Below are 14,837 nucleotides of genomic sequence, written 5' to 3'. Positions count from 1 at the left end.
GTCCAACGCGCTATCTTAGCACGAGATAAGGCTTAGCGTTTTTTTAACAGGGGATAAATGTTATTATTTGTCCGTTGTGTGACCATGGAAAATGCTATGCCTCAGATTAGCCGTACTGCGCTTGTGCCTTACAGCGTGGAACAAATGTACCAGTTAGTGAATGACGTCCAGTCTTATCCGCAGTTTATTCCGGGATGTACCGGTAGCCGGGTGCTGGATGCTGGCCCGACGCAGATGACTGCCGCCGTGGATGTGTCGAAAGCGGGGATCAGCAAAACGTTCACGACCCGTAATACGCTGACCAACAATCAAAGTATTTTGATGCAACTGGTGGATGGGCCGTTCAAGACCCTGATGGGTGGCTGGAAGTTTACGCCACTCAGTGCTGATGCTTGCCGCATCGAGTTTCACCTGGATTTCGAGTTCACCAATAAGCTGATTGAACTGGCGTTTGGCCGCATCTTTAAAGAGCTGGCCTCCAATATGGTTCAGGCATTCACCGTGCGCGCCAAAGAGGTTTACAGTGTTGCCTAAAATCACGGTGGAAGTGGCTTACGCACTGCCGGAAAAACAATACCTGCAGCGGGTGAAGCTGGACGAGGGGGCAACCGTTGAAGAAGCGATTCGCGCCTCTGGTCTGCTGGAACTGCGCAGCGATATCGATCTGTCGAAGAATAAAGTCGGTATCTACAGTCGACCGGTCAAACTTGCAGATGTTGTGAGTGATGGCGATCGCGTTGAGATTTATCGACCTCTGATTGCCGATCCAAAAGAGCTGCGCCGTCAGCGGGCGGAGAAGGCCGGGAAGTAGGGCGAAGCGACGTTAAGATACAAAAAAGGTGCTCAGTGAGCACCTTTTTGCATTTCGGAAACCTTACTGTTTGGTAAGCGCGGGTTTGTTGTCAATGTTGGTTAACACACCGCTGCTGTTGAAGGTCAGGGTCAGCGTCTGCTGCGTAACACCTTCATGGCCAGGCTGCTGGCGGAAGACATAGAACCAGGTGTTAGTGCCGAACGGATCGGACATCATCGGGGTTCCCAGTGCATAAGCGACCTGCTGTTGTGTCATCCCGACACGAACTTTAGACACATCGTTAGGTGTGAGGTAGTTCCCCTGGTTGATGTCAGGACGGTAAACCACTCGCTCCAGAGTGGAACAACCTGCGGTCAACATCAGAAGAACCGCTGCGACAGCGGTCAGCGTTTTACAGCGCATAGTGATTTGATTCCTTTTCGGGCCCGAGCAATACGCGGCTCATATGTTATATGCCGATGATAATAGACCTTGCCCCACTTTGAAACCGGTCTGACGGCGTTTTTGTTGTTCTGTATGACCCTGAGATCCCGAAAAAGTTTATGCGGCCAGCAGTTCTTTCGCATTCGCCAGCGTATTGCGCGTCACTTCACTCCCGCCAAGCAGACGTGCCAGCTCCTGCAGGCGCGCCTTTTTATCCAGCGGGTGCATATGCGTTTCCGTCATTTCACCGTCGGTTTCTTTGCAGACATAGAAATGGTGATGCCCACAACCGGCTACCTGCGGCAGGTGGGTGACACACATGACCTGAGTGGATTCACCTAACTGACGTAACAATTTGCCAACGACGGCGGCGGTCGGGCCGCTGATCCCCACGTCCACTTCATCGAAGATCAGCGCCGGGGTTTCCATTTTACGCGCCGTGATCACCTGAATTGCCAGAGCGATGCGCGAGAGTTCCCCACCAGAGGCCACCTTGGAAATGGCCTGTAAAGGCTGGCCTGGGTTGGTGGTCACACGAAATTCAACGCGGTCTGCCCCTTCGGCGGTAAGATGATTGACTTCAAATTTCACGTCGATGGTGAAGACACCGTGTGGCATAGACAGCGCATGCATGCTGTCCGTGATGTGCTGACCCAACTCCTGAGCATAATGCTGGCGAACATCGTGAAGCTGCTTCGCCGTGGCCAGCGCCTGCTGATGATGGACATTCACCGCCAGGGACAGCGTTTCCAGCGAGTCGGCCTGATCGTCGAGCTGCTGCTGCTCATCCAGCAACGACTGGTGATAGTTCGGCAGCTCTTCCGGTGTGACGTAGTGTTTACGTGCCAGAGAGATCTGCCGGGAGATGCGCTGCTCCAGCTCGAATAAGCGGTTAGGGTCGAGATCCAGGCGCTCACAATAGTGACGCAGCTCTTCACCGGCTTCTGAAATTTGAATCGCCGCCTCTTCCAGCATGTCGAGCACGCCAGACAGCTTGCTGTCGAGACCGACCAGTTCGGTAACCTGTTGGCGCACGGTGTAGAGCTGGCTCTGCAGGTTGGTATCTTCGCCATCAGCCAGCAGATTCAGCGCTTGCTGGCTGGTCGAGATTAAATGCCCACTGTTGGCGAGCCGTTTGTACTCTTCGTCGATCTGCTCAAACTCACCCGGCTGCGGGTTGAATTCGTTGAGTTCCTTCAACTGATAGTTCAGCAGTTCGGCGCGCGCGGCGCGCTCCTGACTTTGCTGCTGATGCTGTGCCAGTTCGCGGCAGCTTTGATGCCACTGACGATAGTGTTCAGCCATCAACTGAGTGAGCGAGTACTCACCGGCATAGCCATCAAGCAGGGCTTTTTGCTGTTCAGGTTTAATGAGCTGCTGATGCGCGTGCTGGCCATGAATTTGAATCAATAGCTGGCCCAGCTCACGCAGCTGAGAAAGGGGAACCGCAGTCCCGTTGATAAAGCCGCGAGAGCGGCCATCGCTGCTGATGACGCGGCGAAGTAAACACTCACGTCCATCTTCGAGTTGATTGACTTCAAGCCAGCGCAGTGCGGCAGGGGTATCTTTTAAGGAAAAGCGCGCGCAGAGATCGGCGCGGCTAGCGCCGGTGCGCACGATGTCGCCTTCTGCGCGACCGCCGAGACACAAGCCGAGCGCATCAATGGCAATAGATTTACCTGCACCGGTTTCACCGGTAATGGCCGTCATTCCGCTCTGGAAGTCGATCTCAAGCTCACGAACAATGGCAAAGTTGCTGATGGTCAGTTGTGCCAGCATAATTGTTTTCCTGTATGAAAAACCATAACTGTGTTTTCATACAGTATAAACTGGTTTTTTATCCAGTAAAGTGCTAGATGCAAATTTAGAACAATTTTTTTGACCAGCCGAGCTTAGAACTTAATGTGTTGAAATAGCTGTAGTCTTTCGGATGTATCAGATTCAGGTGGTAGTCACAGCGGCGAATTAACACGTCTTCGCCTTCCTGTATCGGCAACGCGATCTGGCTGTCGCAGCTGATTTCGAGATCGTTGCGGCGGTGCGAGAAGCGCAGGCGGATGGTGCTGCTGCTGTTGATAACCAGTGGGCGGGCCGAAAGGGTATGCGGGAACATCGGCACCAGAGTGATGGCATCCAGCGAGGGGGTCAGAATAGGCCCGCCAGCGGAGAGGGAATAGGCGGTCGAGCCGGTTGGCGTCGAGATGATTAGCCCGTCTGAGCGCTGGGAGAAAGCGAAGACTTCATCGATATAGACTTCGAATTCAATCATATGGGCGACTTTTCCCGGATGCAGGACCACTTCGTTGATGGCCGTGCTGATCCGTTTCTGGCAGTCCTGCTGGCATACCTGCGCTTCGAGCAAAAAGCGTTTTTCGCTGATGTAATGGCCGTCCAGAACGTCGGCTAACTGCTGATGGGCGTTGTCAGGATCGAGGTCGGTCAGGAAGCCCAGGTTACCACGGTTGATACCTATGACTTTGATATCGTAGCGTGCCAGAGTGCGAGCCGCGCCGAGCATGTTGCCGTCACCGCCGACGACTACAGCGAGATCCGCCTGTTGGCCAATCTCTGCCAGCGTGCCGGTCTTCACATTTTTGAGCTGCAATTCCTGCGCAATTTGCTGCTCCACCATCACTTCGTAGCCTTTTGCGCACAGCCAGCGATACAACATTTCATGTGTCGTCAGCGCAGTAGGGTGACGTGGATGTCCGACAATCCCAATACACTTGAAATGATTATTCATTTTCTGGAGGTCCTTGTGCCGATTGATGGTGACAATATGCTTTGTTCCCTTGAATCTCGGAAACTGATCCCCATAATAAGCGAAGTTAGCGAGATGAATGCAGAAAAACGCGGAGAAATTCATGAGTAGTAAAGAACAGAAAACGCCTGAGGGGCAAGCCCCGGAAGAAATTATCATGGAACAGCACGAAGAAGTTGAGGCTGTAGAGCCGGATGCTTCTGCTGAGCAGGTGGATCCGCGCGATGAAAAAATTGCGAATCTGGAAGCTCAGTTAACTGAAGCCCAGAATCGTGAGCGCGAAAGCGTGCTGCGTATCAAAGCGGAAATGGAAAACCTGCGTCGCCGTACCGAGCTGGACGTGGAAAAGGCGCATAAGTTCGCGCTAGAGAAATTCGTCAACGAACTGCTGCCGGTGATTGATAGCCTGGATCGTGCGCTGGAAGTGGCTGATAAAGCTAACCCGGACATGGCGGCGATGGTCGAAGGCCTTGAGCTGACGCTGAAATCCATGCTCGACGTGGTGCGTAAGTTCGGTGTTGAAGTGGTTGCGGATACCAACGTAGCGCTGGACCCTAACGTCCACCAGGCGATTGCGATGGTTGAATCTGAAGATGTAGCTGCTGGCAACGTGCTGGCTGTGATGCAAAAAGGCTATACGCTGAACGGTCGTACTATTCGTGCCGCGATGGTTACTGTCGCGAAAGCGAAGGCGTAATTTGCCTCTGTAGTGCCGGGTGGCGGCATTGCCTCACCCGGACTACACACTAGCGTTCTGCGACGCTATCCCGCAGTGGTTTGACCGGGATAACTTTCACCTGTTTGATCATATTGTCCTGCACGTCCAGGATATCAATATCGTACTGGCTGATGCGCACACGGGTGCCGGATGCCGGGATCTCTTCCAGTGCTTCCAGAATCATACCGTTAATGGTGCGAGCGTCGTCTTCCGGCAGATGCCAGTTAAAGGCTTTGTTGAGTTCACGCACGTTGGCGCTGCCGTCGATCAGCACTGAACCGTCGTTTTGCGGCGTGACCTCTTCGGCGAGCGATGGCGACATTGACGTCGTAAAATCGCCGACGATCTCTTCCAGAATATCTTCGACCGTCACCAGCCCCTGGATATCGCCATACTCGTTGACCACCAGGCCCACTTTCTTTTTATTACGCTGGAATTTCACCAGCTGCGTACTCAGCGGCGTGCCTTCTGGAATAATATAGAGTTCATCGGCGGCGCGGAGCATCACTTCTTTAGTGAACTCTTTTTTCTCGGTCATCAGGCGATAGGCTTCGCGCACGCGCAGCATGCTGATGGCGTCATCCAGTGAATCACGGTACAGCACGATGCGGCCATGGGGAGAGTGGGTCAGCTGGCGGACGATGGCTTTCCAGTCGTCGTTGATGTCGATACCCACGATTTCGTTGCGCGGCACCATGATGTCGTCAACGCTCACTTTTTCCAGATCCAGCACCGACAGCAGCATGTCCTGATTCCGGCGCGAAATCTGCGAGCGGGATTCATGCACGATGGTGCGCAGCTCGTCTTTGCTCAGTGCGCTGCTGATCACCACGTCGGCTTTAATACCGACCATGCGCATCAGCAGGCGGGTAACCATGTTGAGCAGCCATACCAGAGGCATCATCAGGATCAGCAGCGGGCCGAGCAGGAAGCTGCTCGGATAGGCGACTTTCTCCGGATAGAGGGCGGCGATGGTTTTCGGCAGGACTTCAGCAAACACCAGGACGACAAACGTCAGTACACCAGTCGCAATCGCGACACCGGCGTTGCCATAGAGGCGCATCCCAACAATAGTGCCCAGCGCGGAGGCGAGAATATTGACCAGGTTGTTGCCGATCAGCACCAGGCTAATCAGACGATCGGGCTTGCGCAGCAGCTTTTCAACGCGTCGGGCGGCACGGTTGCCTTGTTTGGCGCGATGTCGTAACCGGTAGCGGTTCAGGGTCATCATGCCGGTTTCTGAGCCGGAGAAGTAGGCGGAGATGACCACCATGACGATCAGGGTGACGATCAGCGTGGTGGTGGAGATGTGTTCCAGGGGGAACTCCTTTGTTGCTTAGCCGACGAACTGCTGTATGACGCGGCTACCAAAGTAGGCCAGTGTCAGGATGCCAGCGCCTGCTACGTTAAACCAGACGACGCGACGACCGCGCCAGCCCTGGTGATAGTGGCCCCATAACAGGACAATATAGACAAACCACGCGATGATAGAGAGAACGGCTTTATCAATATTCTCAATGCTGAACAGGTTCTGCATATAAAACAGACCCGTGCAGAGCGTCAGCGTCAGCAGCACCACACCAATCTGAGTGATGTGGAACATCTTACGCTCAATGACCATCAGCGGTGGCATTTCCTGGTTGAAAACAAGTTTTTTGTTTTTCAACTGGTAGTCGATCCACGCCAGCTGCATGGCGTACAGCGCCGCAATGATTAGCGTGGCGTAGGAGAACAGCGACAGGCCGATGTGGACCATCATGCCCGGCGTGGTTTCCAGATGCGTAATGAACTCGTTTGGTACGAAGGTCGCGAACGCCAGATTGATCAGCGCGAAGGCGTAGACAATAGGGAGCAGCAGCCAGCCGCGATTCTTCGACGCGACAATCGTCATCACCGTACAAATCATCAGGCTGACCAGCGAGCCGACGTTCAGCACGCTCAGATTTTGTACGCTGCCGTCGCCCGGAATAATACGTGATTCCAGTGCGAACGCATGGCTTACCAGTGCGATAACTGCCGACAAAATAGCCATCCGTCGCCAGGCGCTGTTTTTTTGCAACAGGCCGGGAATGATCAGCGCAAGGCTGAAAGAGTAGGCAACAAGGGCGATCAGTGCGAAAACAGGCATATAGGCGTCGACAGTTGTCTTAATAAGAAAGATAAGCAGTATAACGTTACGTGAGGCGCGCTCCAACCGTTGCATAACAACAAAGGCGCCTTCATGTTATACTGCGGCAAAATTCTGTGTACGTGTCGCGCTAGCGACCTAACGTTTCTACCTCAGGCGAGAGACAATGTTTGATAATTTAACCGATCGTTTGTCGCGCTCGCTGCGCAACATCAGCGGCCGTGGGCGCCTTACCGAAGACAATGTGAAAGAAACGCTGCGCGAAGTGCGCATGGCGTTGCTCGAAGCCGACGTGGCGTTGCCCGTTGTGCGCGAGTTCATCAGCCGCGTAAAAGAGAAAGCGGTTGGTCATGAAGTGAATAAGAGCCTGACCCCAGGTCAGGAGTTCGTCAAAATTGTGCGCAACGAACTGGTTGCGGCAATGGGCGAAGAGAACCAGGTGCTGAACCTGGCCGCACAGCCGCCAGCGGTGGTGTTGATGGCCGGTCTGCAGGGTGCGGGTAAAACCACCAGCGTAGGTAAGCTGGGTAAATTCCTGCGCGAAAAGCACAAGAAAAAAGTGCTGGTCGTCTCTGCCGACGTTTATCGCCCGGCGGCGATCAAACAGCTTGAAACACTGGCTCAGCAGGTTGGTGTGGATTTCTTCCCGTCCGACGTCGCGCAGAAGCCCGTTGATATCGTTAATGCGGCGCTGAAAGAAGCGAAGCTGAAATTCTACGACGTGCTGCTGGTGGATACCGCCGGTCGTCTGCACGTCGACGAAGCGATGATGGACGAAATCAAACAGGTTCACGCCGCGATTAATCCGGTAGAGACCCTGTTTGTTGTTGATGCAATGACCGGTCAGGATGCGGCGAATACCGCAAAAGCGTTTAACGAAGCGTTGCCATTAACCGGTGTCGTACTGACTAAAGTTGACGGTGATGCCCGCGGTGGTGCGGCGCTCTCGATTCGTCATATCACCGGGAAACCGATTAAATTCCTCGGCGTCGGCGAGAAGACCGAAGCGCTGGAGCCGTTCCATCCGGATCGTATTGCTTCCCGTATTCTTGGCATGGGCGACGTGCTGTCGCTGATCGAAGATATCGAGAGCAAAGTTGACCGCGCGCAGGCTGAGAAGCTGGCGAGCAAGCTGAAAAAAGGCGACGGTTTCGATCTGACCGACTTCCTGGAACAGCTCCGTCAGATGAAAAACATGGGCGGCATGGCCAGCCTGATGGGCAAACTGCCGGGCATGGGCCAGATCCCTGATAACGTAAAAGCGCAGATGGATGACAAAGTGCTGGTACGCATGGAGGCGATCATCAACTCGATGACGCTGAAAGAGCGTGCGAAGCCTGAAATCATTAAAGGGTCGCGCAAACGCCGCATCGCCGCTGGTTGCGGGATGCAGGTGCAGGATGTAAACCGCCTTCTGAAGCAGTTCGACGACATGCAGCGCATGATGAAGAAAATGAAGAAGGGCGGTATGGCGAAAATGATGCGTGGGATGAAGGGCATGATGCCGCCGGGATTCCCTGGCCGCTGAAACAAGGGATATAAGGCTATCTTGTTTGCCATTTTAGCTCCGGGGTGTGCTCGAAATGCTCACGTACTACGTGTACGCTCCGCTTTCTGCGCGCACGCCGGAACTAAACTGGCTGCACCGATATACGCCTTATAACCCTTGTTTGGCATATGTGAAGCATATGCTGATTGCAATTTCTCCAGAAATCAGTAAAATTTTCGGGCTTTTAATATGACACTGGGCTCCGTTCCTCGATGGGGCCCTGTGTTTTATTCACACAAGAGGATGTTATGGTAACTATTCGTTTAGCACGTCACGGCGCAAAAAAGCGTCCGTTCTACCAGGTTGTTGTGACTGACAGCCGTAATGCACGCAACGGTCGCTTCATCGAGCGCGTTGGTTTCTTCAACCCGATCGCTAGCGGTTCTGAAGAAGAAACCCGTCTGGATCTGGATCGTATCGCTCACTGGGTTGGCCAGGGCGCTACTGTTTCCGATCGCGTTGCTACGCTTATCAAAGCAGCAAACAAAGCAGCTTAATCTGTCACGGTGGTCATGATGAGCAATAAAGCACCTGTTGAACCGATCGTATTGGGAAAAATGGGTTCTTGCTACGGTATCCGTGGTTGGCTCAGAGTGTTTTCCTCCACTGAAGACGCTGAAAGCATTTTTAACTACCAGCCCTGGTTTATCCAGAAAGGTGGTAAGTGGGAAGCGGTCGAGCTGGAAAGCTGGCGCCACCACAATCAGGATATCGTGATCAAGCTGAAAGGCGTTGACGATCGCGATGCGGCGAATCTGCTGACTAATTGCGAAATTGTCGTCGATTCATCGCAGCTGCCTTCGCTGGAAGAGGGTGATTATTACTGGAAAGACCTTATGGGTTGCCAGGTTGTCACCACTGAAGGCTATGGCCTGGGTAAAGTCATCGATATGATGGAAACCGGGTCAAATGACGTTCTCGTCATTAAGGCAAACCTGAAAGATGCGTTTGGCATCAAGGAGCGGCTGGTTCCGTTCCTCGATGGGCAGGTTATCAAGAAAGTCGATCTCACTACGCGAACTATCGAAGTAGATTGGGATCCTGGTTTTTAAATTCTCCGGATAAACGGTAAAAGACGGCGCTATGTGGATTGGCATAATTAGCCTGTTTCCTGAAATGTTCCGCGCGATTACTGATTACGGGGTAACTGGCCGGGCAGTAAAAAAAGGCCTGCTGAACATCGAAAGCTGGAGTCCTCGTGACTTCACGCATGACCGGCACCGTACCGTGGACGAACGTCCTTACGGCGGCGGACCGGGGATGTTAATGATGGTGCAACCCTTACGGGACGCCATCCATACAGCAAAAGCCGCGGCAGGTGAAGGCGCAAAGGTGATTTATCTGTCACCTCAGGGACGCAAGCTTGATCAAGCAGGCGTAAGCGAACTGGCCACGAATCAAAAGCTGATTCTGGTATGTGGTCGCTATGAAGGGATAGATGAGCGCGTAATTCAGACCGAAATTGATGAAGAATGGTCAATCGGCGATTACGTTCTCAGCGGTGGTGAGTTACCGGCAATGACGCTGATTGACTCCGTTGCCCGGTTTATTCCGGGTGTACTGGGCCATGAAGCTTCAGCAACAGAAGACTCTTTTGCAGATGGATTGCTGGACTGTCCACACTATACCCGCCCTGAAGTGTTAGAAGGGATGGAAGTACCGGCGGTATTGCTGTCGGGGAACCATGCCGAGATACGTCGCTGGCGTTTGAAGCAGTCGCTGGGCCGAACCTGGCTTAGAAGACCTGAACTTCTGGAAAACCTGGCTCTGACTGAAGAGCAAGTAAGGTTGCTGGCGGAGTTCCAAAAAGAGCACGCACAACAGCAACATAAACATGATGGGCAAGCGTAAAACGCTCCCGATATATCAGTTTACCCAGGATAAGAGATTAAATTATGAGCAACATTATTAAGCAAATTGAACAAGAGCAGATGAAGCAGGACGTACCTTCATTCCGTCCGGGTGATTCCGTGGAAGTGAAAGTATGGGTTGTTGAAGGTTCCAAAAAACGTCTGCAGGCATTCGAGGGCGTGGTTATCGCTATTCGTAACCGCGGTCTGCACTCTGCATTCACTGTTCGTAAAATTTCCAACGGCGAAGGTGTTGAGCGTGTCTTCCAGACTCACTCTCCAGTAGTTGACAGCATTACTGTCAAACGTCGTGGTGCTGTACGTAAAGCTAAACTGTACTACCTGCGTGAGCGTACTGGTAAGTCTGCTCGTATCAAAGAGCGTCTGAACTAAGACTCGCTTAAGCAACATCCTGTTAAAAGGGCTGGCCGCAAGGCCGGCCCTTTTTTATGTAAATCCGCGCCGCTTGTTAACCTTCGTTTCATAAATCATTTACAATAGCCGCTCTCTAGCGGAGGGTAAGTGAATAACGCACTGCATCAATCAGCCTTGAAACGCACAGCGGCCTGGACCGCGCTGTTTGCGATCCTGCTGATCGTGGTTGCGCCGCTGATCTCCATTTCGCTACAAAAAGATCCCATGAGCGCAATGCCGGGGATGCATCATGATATGAGCCAGATGTCGATGGCAGAACATCATGGTGAGTCGCCGCACTCAATGCCTGTCGATCACGCCGAAGCCTGTGGCTATTGTGTGCTAATGGCCCATGTGCCGGGCCTGATGCTGGCGCTGATCGTGCTGTTGTGTGCTGTGCTATTGCGACATCGCGTTAAACCGCCGCGACAGGCGGTGAGTCACTGGCACTTTTTCCCCTGGTTGTATCCTGATACCCGCGCGCCACCGCAGCGGTCAGCTTTTTCCCTTTAAACCATAAAGAATGCGCTTTTGCGCATCGATAACGTTTTGCCTGCAAAAAGGAAAAGTATGACTGTCAGCACGCCACGCGCAGCATGGGGAAACCTGCTGCGACGCCTTCATTTCTATATCGGGTTGTTTGTCGGCCCGTTCATTTTTTTCGCTGCGCTAACGGGGACGCTCTACGTGGCGACACCGCAGCTCGAAAACATGTTGTACAAACATGCGCTGTTTAGCGATACCGCCGGTGAAGCTCAACCTCTGGCCGAGCAAATTGCAGTCGCGGAGAAAGCCATTGGGGACCAACTTCGTCTGCAGGCTGTACGACCAGGGCTGATCCCGGGTGAAACTACGCGCGTGATGTTTGCCGACCCGATGCTCGGGCCGTCGGAGAATCGGGCGATTTTTATCGATCCCGTGAGCCTGGAAGTACGCGGCGATATGACGGTCTACGGCACCAGCGGAATTTTGCCGCTGCGCCAGACCATCGACTATCTGCACAGCTCGCTGATGCTGGGGGATATCGGGCGTTTATACAGTGAGCTGGCCGCTTCCTGGATGTGGATTGCTGCCCTGGGCGGGATTGCGCTGTGGTTTTATACCCGCCCGAAGCGACGTATCAATAACCGGTTCCAGAACCGCCGTCGCGTGCATGTCGCGCTCGGCTGGGGTCTGCTGGGGGGGATGTTACTGTTTTCTGCGACCGGGCTTACCTGGTCACAATGGGCGGGCGGTAATGTCGATAAGCTACGTAAAGAGATGAACTGGCTGACGCCGCAGGTCAATACACAGTTGCACGCTCCCGCGGCAGAAGTCGATCCTCATGCTGAACATCGCGGCTATCACGATGCGATGATGCCGGATATGGCCATGGATCTGACGCTCTTTGACAGCGTCCTGCATGCGGCCAGAAGCGCGGGGATTGATGCGAACAAGCTGGAAATTCGCCCCGCTAAAATGGCAGACCAGGCCTGGACGGTCACGGAAATCGATCGTGGCTGGCCCACGCAGGTGGACGCGGTTGCCGTTGATCCGCACTCAATGCAGATCCTCGATCGGACGCGTTTCGCTGACTTCCCGCTGATGGCGAAGTTGACCCGTTGGGGCGTGGATTTCCATATGGGGATTTTATTCGGTCTGGTGAATCAGCTGATCCTGATCGTTTTCGGCGTAGCGCTGTGCGTGTTGATTGCGTGGGGGTATCGGATGTGGTGGATGCGTCGTCCGGTTCAGGCCACCGGCAATCCGGTGCTCACGCTTTGTCAGTGCTGGCTTGCTCTCCCCGCCAGTGGGCGAGGAGTCACGCTCTTTATCGGCGTGATGCTGGGGATCATGATGCCGGTGATGGGCGTCAGTCTGGCATTTTTCGTGCTGATTGACTGGCTGCGCTGGCGCGCGCAGTGCCTGTTGACGCTGTCGGAATCCACCAAATAGTGATTAAGGCGTGCTGATGACCACTGCAACGCGGCGGTTTTCAGCACGCCCTTGAGGTGTTGCATTGCTGGCGACCGGAAATTTTTTACCTAAGCCCTGAGTAGTGAGGTTGCTGCGCGGGATATTCGCCCCTTTTGCCCAGGTATCAGCCACGACATTCGCGCGTTTAAGCGAGAGGGATTGGTTGTAACTTTCTTCCCCGTAATTGTCCGTGTGCCCGTCCATGCGTGCATGGACCAGCCCGGTGGCGGCCAGACGTGTCGCCATGGTCTGGATCTGCTGCTCGCTTTCCGGACGCAGCTGATATTCATTCTTGCCGAATAAAATCTTCGCCGACAGGCCGAGGGACCAGTCGCCGTTCGTTTCGTTAAAACCGTAGGATTTCATTGCCGCAATCTGTTCCGGGGTGAATTTACCCTGAGGTGGTGCCTGGCAGCCTGCCAGAATCGTTGTAGCCAGTAAAACTGGAGCGAGATATCGCCTTAACATAACGTGTTCCTTTTATTACAAAATTATTGTCGGACGCTGGTTTTTCACTTGATACATATTGCGGTCGGCTTGCTCCAGTAATGCCTCTACCGAGGTATTTTCCCACGCCAGAGCGAAACCAATGCTGAGTGACATATGTGCCGTATGTCCGTTGTGCAGATCGTACGGCTGGAGAAACTGCTGCGAAAGCGCAGTGCAAATCTGTTGAACGTCTGCCGCCGAGTGAATGCCATACAGGATCATGGCAAATTCATCGCCGCCCAGACGGTATGACTGATAACGTTTCCCGCCAAATTCCACCATTCTGCTGGCGACTTCTATCAGCACGCAGTCACCTGCCGCGTGCCCCCAGGTATCGTTGATCTGCTTGAAGTTATCGCCATCCAGGAACAGCAGGGCAGAATTCATCTGTGCAGAAGCGTCATTCATCAGCGCCGCGATGCTGCTGCGGAATGCAGCGCGGTTCGCCAGCCCGGTGAGCGGATCGTGCATCGCGGTGCGCATAAGCTGTGCGTTCCGGGCCTGCAGCTTGAGCTGCCACTCCTCCATTTCGTCGAGCAGACTGTTGAAATCCTGCCCAAAACGATGGAACTCTTCGATACGCTCCTCTTCGACGCGGCGCGAGAAATTACGGTTAGTTTTAACGTCATGCACCACGTCGGTGATATTTTGCAGGGCGGTGACGACTCCGTTGTGCAAAGAACGGGTAATGGTCAGCGCCACAAAAGCGGCGAAAAGAATACAGCCGGTCAGCACGGCAAAAGACGTCCAGAGGAAATGGCTAATCAGGCTGTCGCGCGCGGTAATGCGCACTTCACCAATCACCTTGCCGTTATGCACCACGGGCTGTGCGGCAGGGACGGGGAACAGCATGCGACTGACCAGCGTGCTCAGGGTGTCGGTATCATCATCAGGGGTCCACGACCAGTAGGCAAAACGCTTCTGATGGATGTCGAGCACCTCGGCAACGGAAAATTGCCCCTGTCTACCCAGTGTGGCAAGCGTTTCATTAGCGGCGGTGGCATCATTAAATACTAATGAGGCTTCCAGGCTTCGGCTCATGGTCGCGCTGGTTAATTCGAGGTTTTTTTGTGCGTATTGTTTTAATGTAACCACTGACGCAATACACAATAATAACCATATTAGCGTCATGGTAATTACCACGCTAATCATACTGATACGCCTCAACGTTCTTTTAAACGTCGGCCGTGGCGTTGAAGAAAGTTCCTTATTCATGCTTCTTATTCCGGGCAAGCATTAACACATCCGGATTCACTCTTACGCCACTGCGAGACAGGGCATCCAGATTGACAGAAAATCTCACTGTTTCTTCATTAATTATCAGACAAAAAGCACTGCCAATAACACATTCCAGGTTTTGCTCGGCGATTAATAGTAACGCGCGGCCCTGATAATTCCTGAATAATTCAAGCTGAGCAGCAGGTGACTCATTTCCAAAATAAACGGCATCGCAGGTGGCATGTAATGCTTCAGACTCATTTTGCACAATCAAGGGTGTGTAGGGTAAAGCAGCAGAGCCGCTGTCACTCAGTACCTGGGCGAAACGAGAAGACGAAAAAATACAGAGTTTAGGCTGGCCAGAAAGCGCAGGCCAACGGGAATAGCTGACGATGCCAGAGACGATCGAACGTACTGACTTCTCTTTTTCTGTCAACGTTGTCGCGAAACTTTGCCCGCTGATAATGCACAGCATGAGTGCCAGAATCAGATGGCACAAAGGGAACGTAAAAAAATG

General features: G+C 53.3%; 18 protein-coding genes. 10 read left to right on the top strand and 8 right to left on the bottom strand.

Annotated elements, in window-relative coordinates; all coding sequences use genetic code 11:
- The first annotated feature begins 96 nt into the window (after window positions 1–96).
- Together ABIE11_RS11385 and ABIE11_RS11380 are read left to right on the top strand one after the other, a co-directional pair.
- Window positions 97–534: a type II toxin-antitoxin system RatA family toxin gene (locus tag ABIE11_RS11385; RefSeq protein ID WP_198520732.1), complete on the top strand. Its 438-nt coding sequence runs from the start codon at window positions 97–99 to the stop codon at window positions 532–534.
- A complete protein-coding gene (locus ABIE11_RS11380; protein WP_429184523.1) occupies window positions 524–811 on the top strand; it encodes an RnfH family protein in 288 nt (95 codons plus the stop codon). Before ABIE11_RS11385 ends, ABIE11_RS11380 begins: the two co-directional genes overlap by 11 nt.
- A gap of 63 nt (window positions 812–874) precedes the next feature.
- Here ABIE11_RS11380 and bamE read toward each other — a convergent pair whose 3' ends face one another.
- From bamE to nadK, 3 genes are all read right to left on the bottom strand, one after another.
- The gene (gene bamE, locus ABIE11_RS11375; protein ID WP_100779241.1) at window positions 875–1,216 is read right to left on the bottom strand and encodes an outer membrane protein assembly factor BamE; all 342 of its coding nucleotides are present in this window, start codon (window positions 1,214–1,216) and stop codon (window positions 875–877) included.
- Between the two features lie 138 nt (window positions 1,217–1,354).
- Window positions 1,355–3,016, bottom strand: a complete 1,662-nt coding sequence (gene recN, locus ABIE11_RS11370; protein ID WP_429184522.1) for a DNA repair protein RecN — start codon at window positions 3,014–3,016, stop codon at window positions 1,355–1,357.
- 85 nt (window positions 3,017–3,101) lie between these two features.
- On the bottom strand, window positions 3,102–3,980 hold the full coding sequence (gene nadK, locus ABIE11_RS11365; RefSeq protein WP_015960089.1) for an NAD(+) kinase: 879 nt from the start codon (window positions 3,978–3,980) through the stop codon (window positions 3,102–3,104).
- Between the two features lie 121 nt (window positions 3,981–4,101).
- Here nadK and grpE point away from each other — a divergent pair, with 121 nt between their 5' ends.
- Window positions 4,102–4,695 (top strand): nucleotide exchange factor GrpE, encoded by a 594-nt coding sequence (grpE, locus tag ABIE11_RS11360; RefSeq protein WP_231275163.1) that lies wholly within the window; start codon window positions 4,102–4,104, stop codon window positions 4,693–4,695.
- A 49-nt stretch (window positions 4,696–4,744) separates the two neighbouring features.
- Here grpE and ABIE11_RS11355 read toward each other — a convergent pair whose 3' ends face one another.
- Window positions 4,745–6,034, bottom strand: coding sequence for an HlyC/CorC family transporter (locus tag ABIE11_RS11355; RefSeq protein WP_100779245.1), 1,290 nt, complete (start codon window positions 6,032–6,034; stop codon window positions 4,745–4,747).
- Window positions 6,035–6,052: 18 nt separating this feature from the next.
- Window positions 6,053–6,844: a cytochrome C assembly family protein gene (locus ABIE11_RS11350; RefSeq protein WP_100780834.1), complete on the bottom strand. Its 792-nt coding sequence runs from the start codon at window positions 6,842–6,844 to the stop codon at window positions 6,053–6,055.
- A 166-nt stretch (window positions 6,845–7,010) separates the two neighbouring features.
- On the opposite strand from ABIE11_RS11350, the gene ffh reads away from it, so the two are divergent.
- The 7 genes from ffh to ABIE11_RS11315 all read left to right on the top strand — a co-directional run bounded on the left by ffh (window position 7,011) and on the right by ABIE11_RS11315 (window position 12,592).
- A complete protein-coding gene (ffh, locus tag ABIE11_RS11345) occupies window positions 7,011–8,372 on the top strand; it encodes a signal recognition particle protein (protein ID WP_100779246.1) in 1,362 nt (453 codons plus the stop codon).
- A gap of 269 nt (window positions 8,373–8,641) precedes the next feature.
- Window positions 8,642–8,890: a 30S ribosomal protein S16 gene (rpsP, locus tag ABIE11_RS11340; RefSeq protein ID WP_014171249.1), complete on the top strand. Its 249-nt coding sequence runs from the start codon at window positions 8,642–8,644 to the stop codon at window positions 8,888–8,890.
- Between the two features lie 15 nt (window positions 8,891–8,905).
- A complete protein-coding gene (gene rimM, locus ABIE11_RS11335; RefSeq protein ID WP_100779247.1) occupies window positions 8,906–9,445 on the top strand; it encodes a ribosome maturation factor RimM in 540 nt (179 codons plus the stop codon).
- Window positions 9,446–9,476: 31 nt separating this feature from the next.
- Window positions 9,477–10,244, top strand: a complete 768-nt coding sequence (gene trmD / locus ABIE11_RS11330; RefSeq protein WP_100779248.1) for a tRNA (guanosine(37)-N1)-methyltransferase TrmD — start codon at window positions 9,477–9,479, stop codon at window positions 10,242–10,244.
- A 44-nt stretch (window positions 10,245–10,288) separates the two neighbouring features.
- Complete coding sequence (gene rplS / locus ABIE11_RS11325) at window positions 10,289–10,636, top strand: 50S ribosomal protein L19 (RefSeq protein ID WP_095282974.1); 348 nt, start codon at window positions 10,289–10,291, stop codon at window positions 10,634–10,636.
- Between the two features lie 129 nt (window positions 10,637–10,765).
- Window positions 10,766–11,170 (top strand): DUF2946 domain-containing protein, encoded by a 405-nt coding sequence (locus ABIE11_RS11320; RefSeq protein ID WP_319417920.1) that lies wholly within the window; start codon window positions 10,766–10,768, stop codon window positions 11,168–11,170.
- A 57-nt stretch (window positions 11,171–11,227) separates the two neighbouring features.
- Window positions 11,228–12,592, top strand: coding sequence for a PepSY-associated TM helix domain-containing protein (locus tag ABIE11_RS11315; RefSeq protein WP_429184521.1), 1,365 nt, complete (start codon window positions 11,228–11,230; stop codon window positions 12,590–12,592).
- Between the two features lie 3 nt (window positions 12,593–12,595).
- Here the strand turns inward: ABIE11_RS11315 and ABIE11_RS11310 are convergent, their stop codons facing one another.
- Genes ABIE11_RS11310 through ABIE11_RS11300 form a run of 3 tightly spaced genes read right to left on the bottom strand, consistent with a single transcriptional unit; the run spans window position 12,596 to window position 14,795 of the window.
- Complete coding sequence (locus tag ABIE11_RS11310; RefSeq protein WP_429184520.1) at window positions 12,596–13,081, bottom strand: OmpA family protein; 486 nt, start codon at window positions 13,079–13,081, stop codon at window positions 12,596–12,598.
- Window positions 13,082–13,096: 15 nt separating this feature from the next.
- Window positions 13,097–14,317, bottom strand: a complete 1,221-nt coding sequence (gene dgcN, locus ABIE11_RS11305; RefSeq protein WP_123428857.1) for a diguanylate cyclase DgcN — start codon at window positions 14,315–14,317, stop codon at window positions 13,097–13,099.
- On the bottom strand, window positions 14,310–14,795 hold the full coding sequence (locus ABIE11_RS11300; RefSeq protein WP_181826677.1) for a YfiR family protein: 486 nt from the start codon (window positions 14,793–14,795) through the stop codon (window positions 14,310–14,312). The genes dgcN and ABIE11_RS11300 overlap by 8 nt, the downstream gene beginning before the upstream one ends.
- Window positions 14,796–14,837 lie beyond the last annotated feature (42 nt).

It is taken from the genome of Lelliottia sp. 489, from assembly GCF_050435885.1.
Classification (GTDB): domain Bacteria; phylum Pseudomonadota; class Gammaproteobacteria; order Enterobacterales; family Enterobacteriaceae; genus Enterobacter; species Enterobacter nimipressuralis.
The sequence above is the reverse complement of the archived record's forward strand: the minus strand, read 5'-3'. Positions and strand labels throughout refer to the sequence as shown.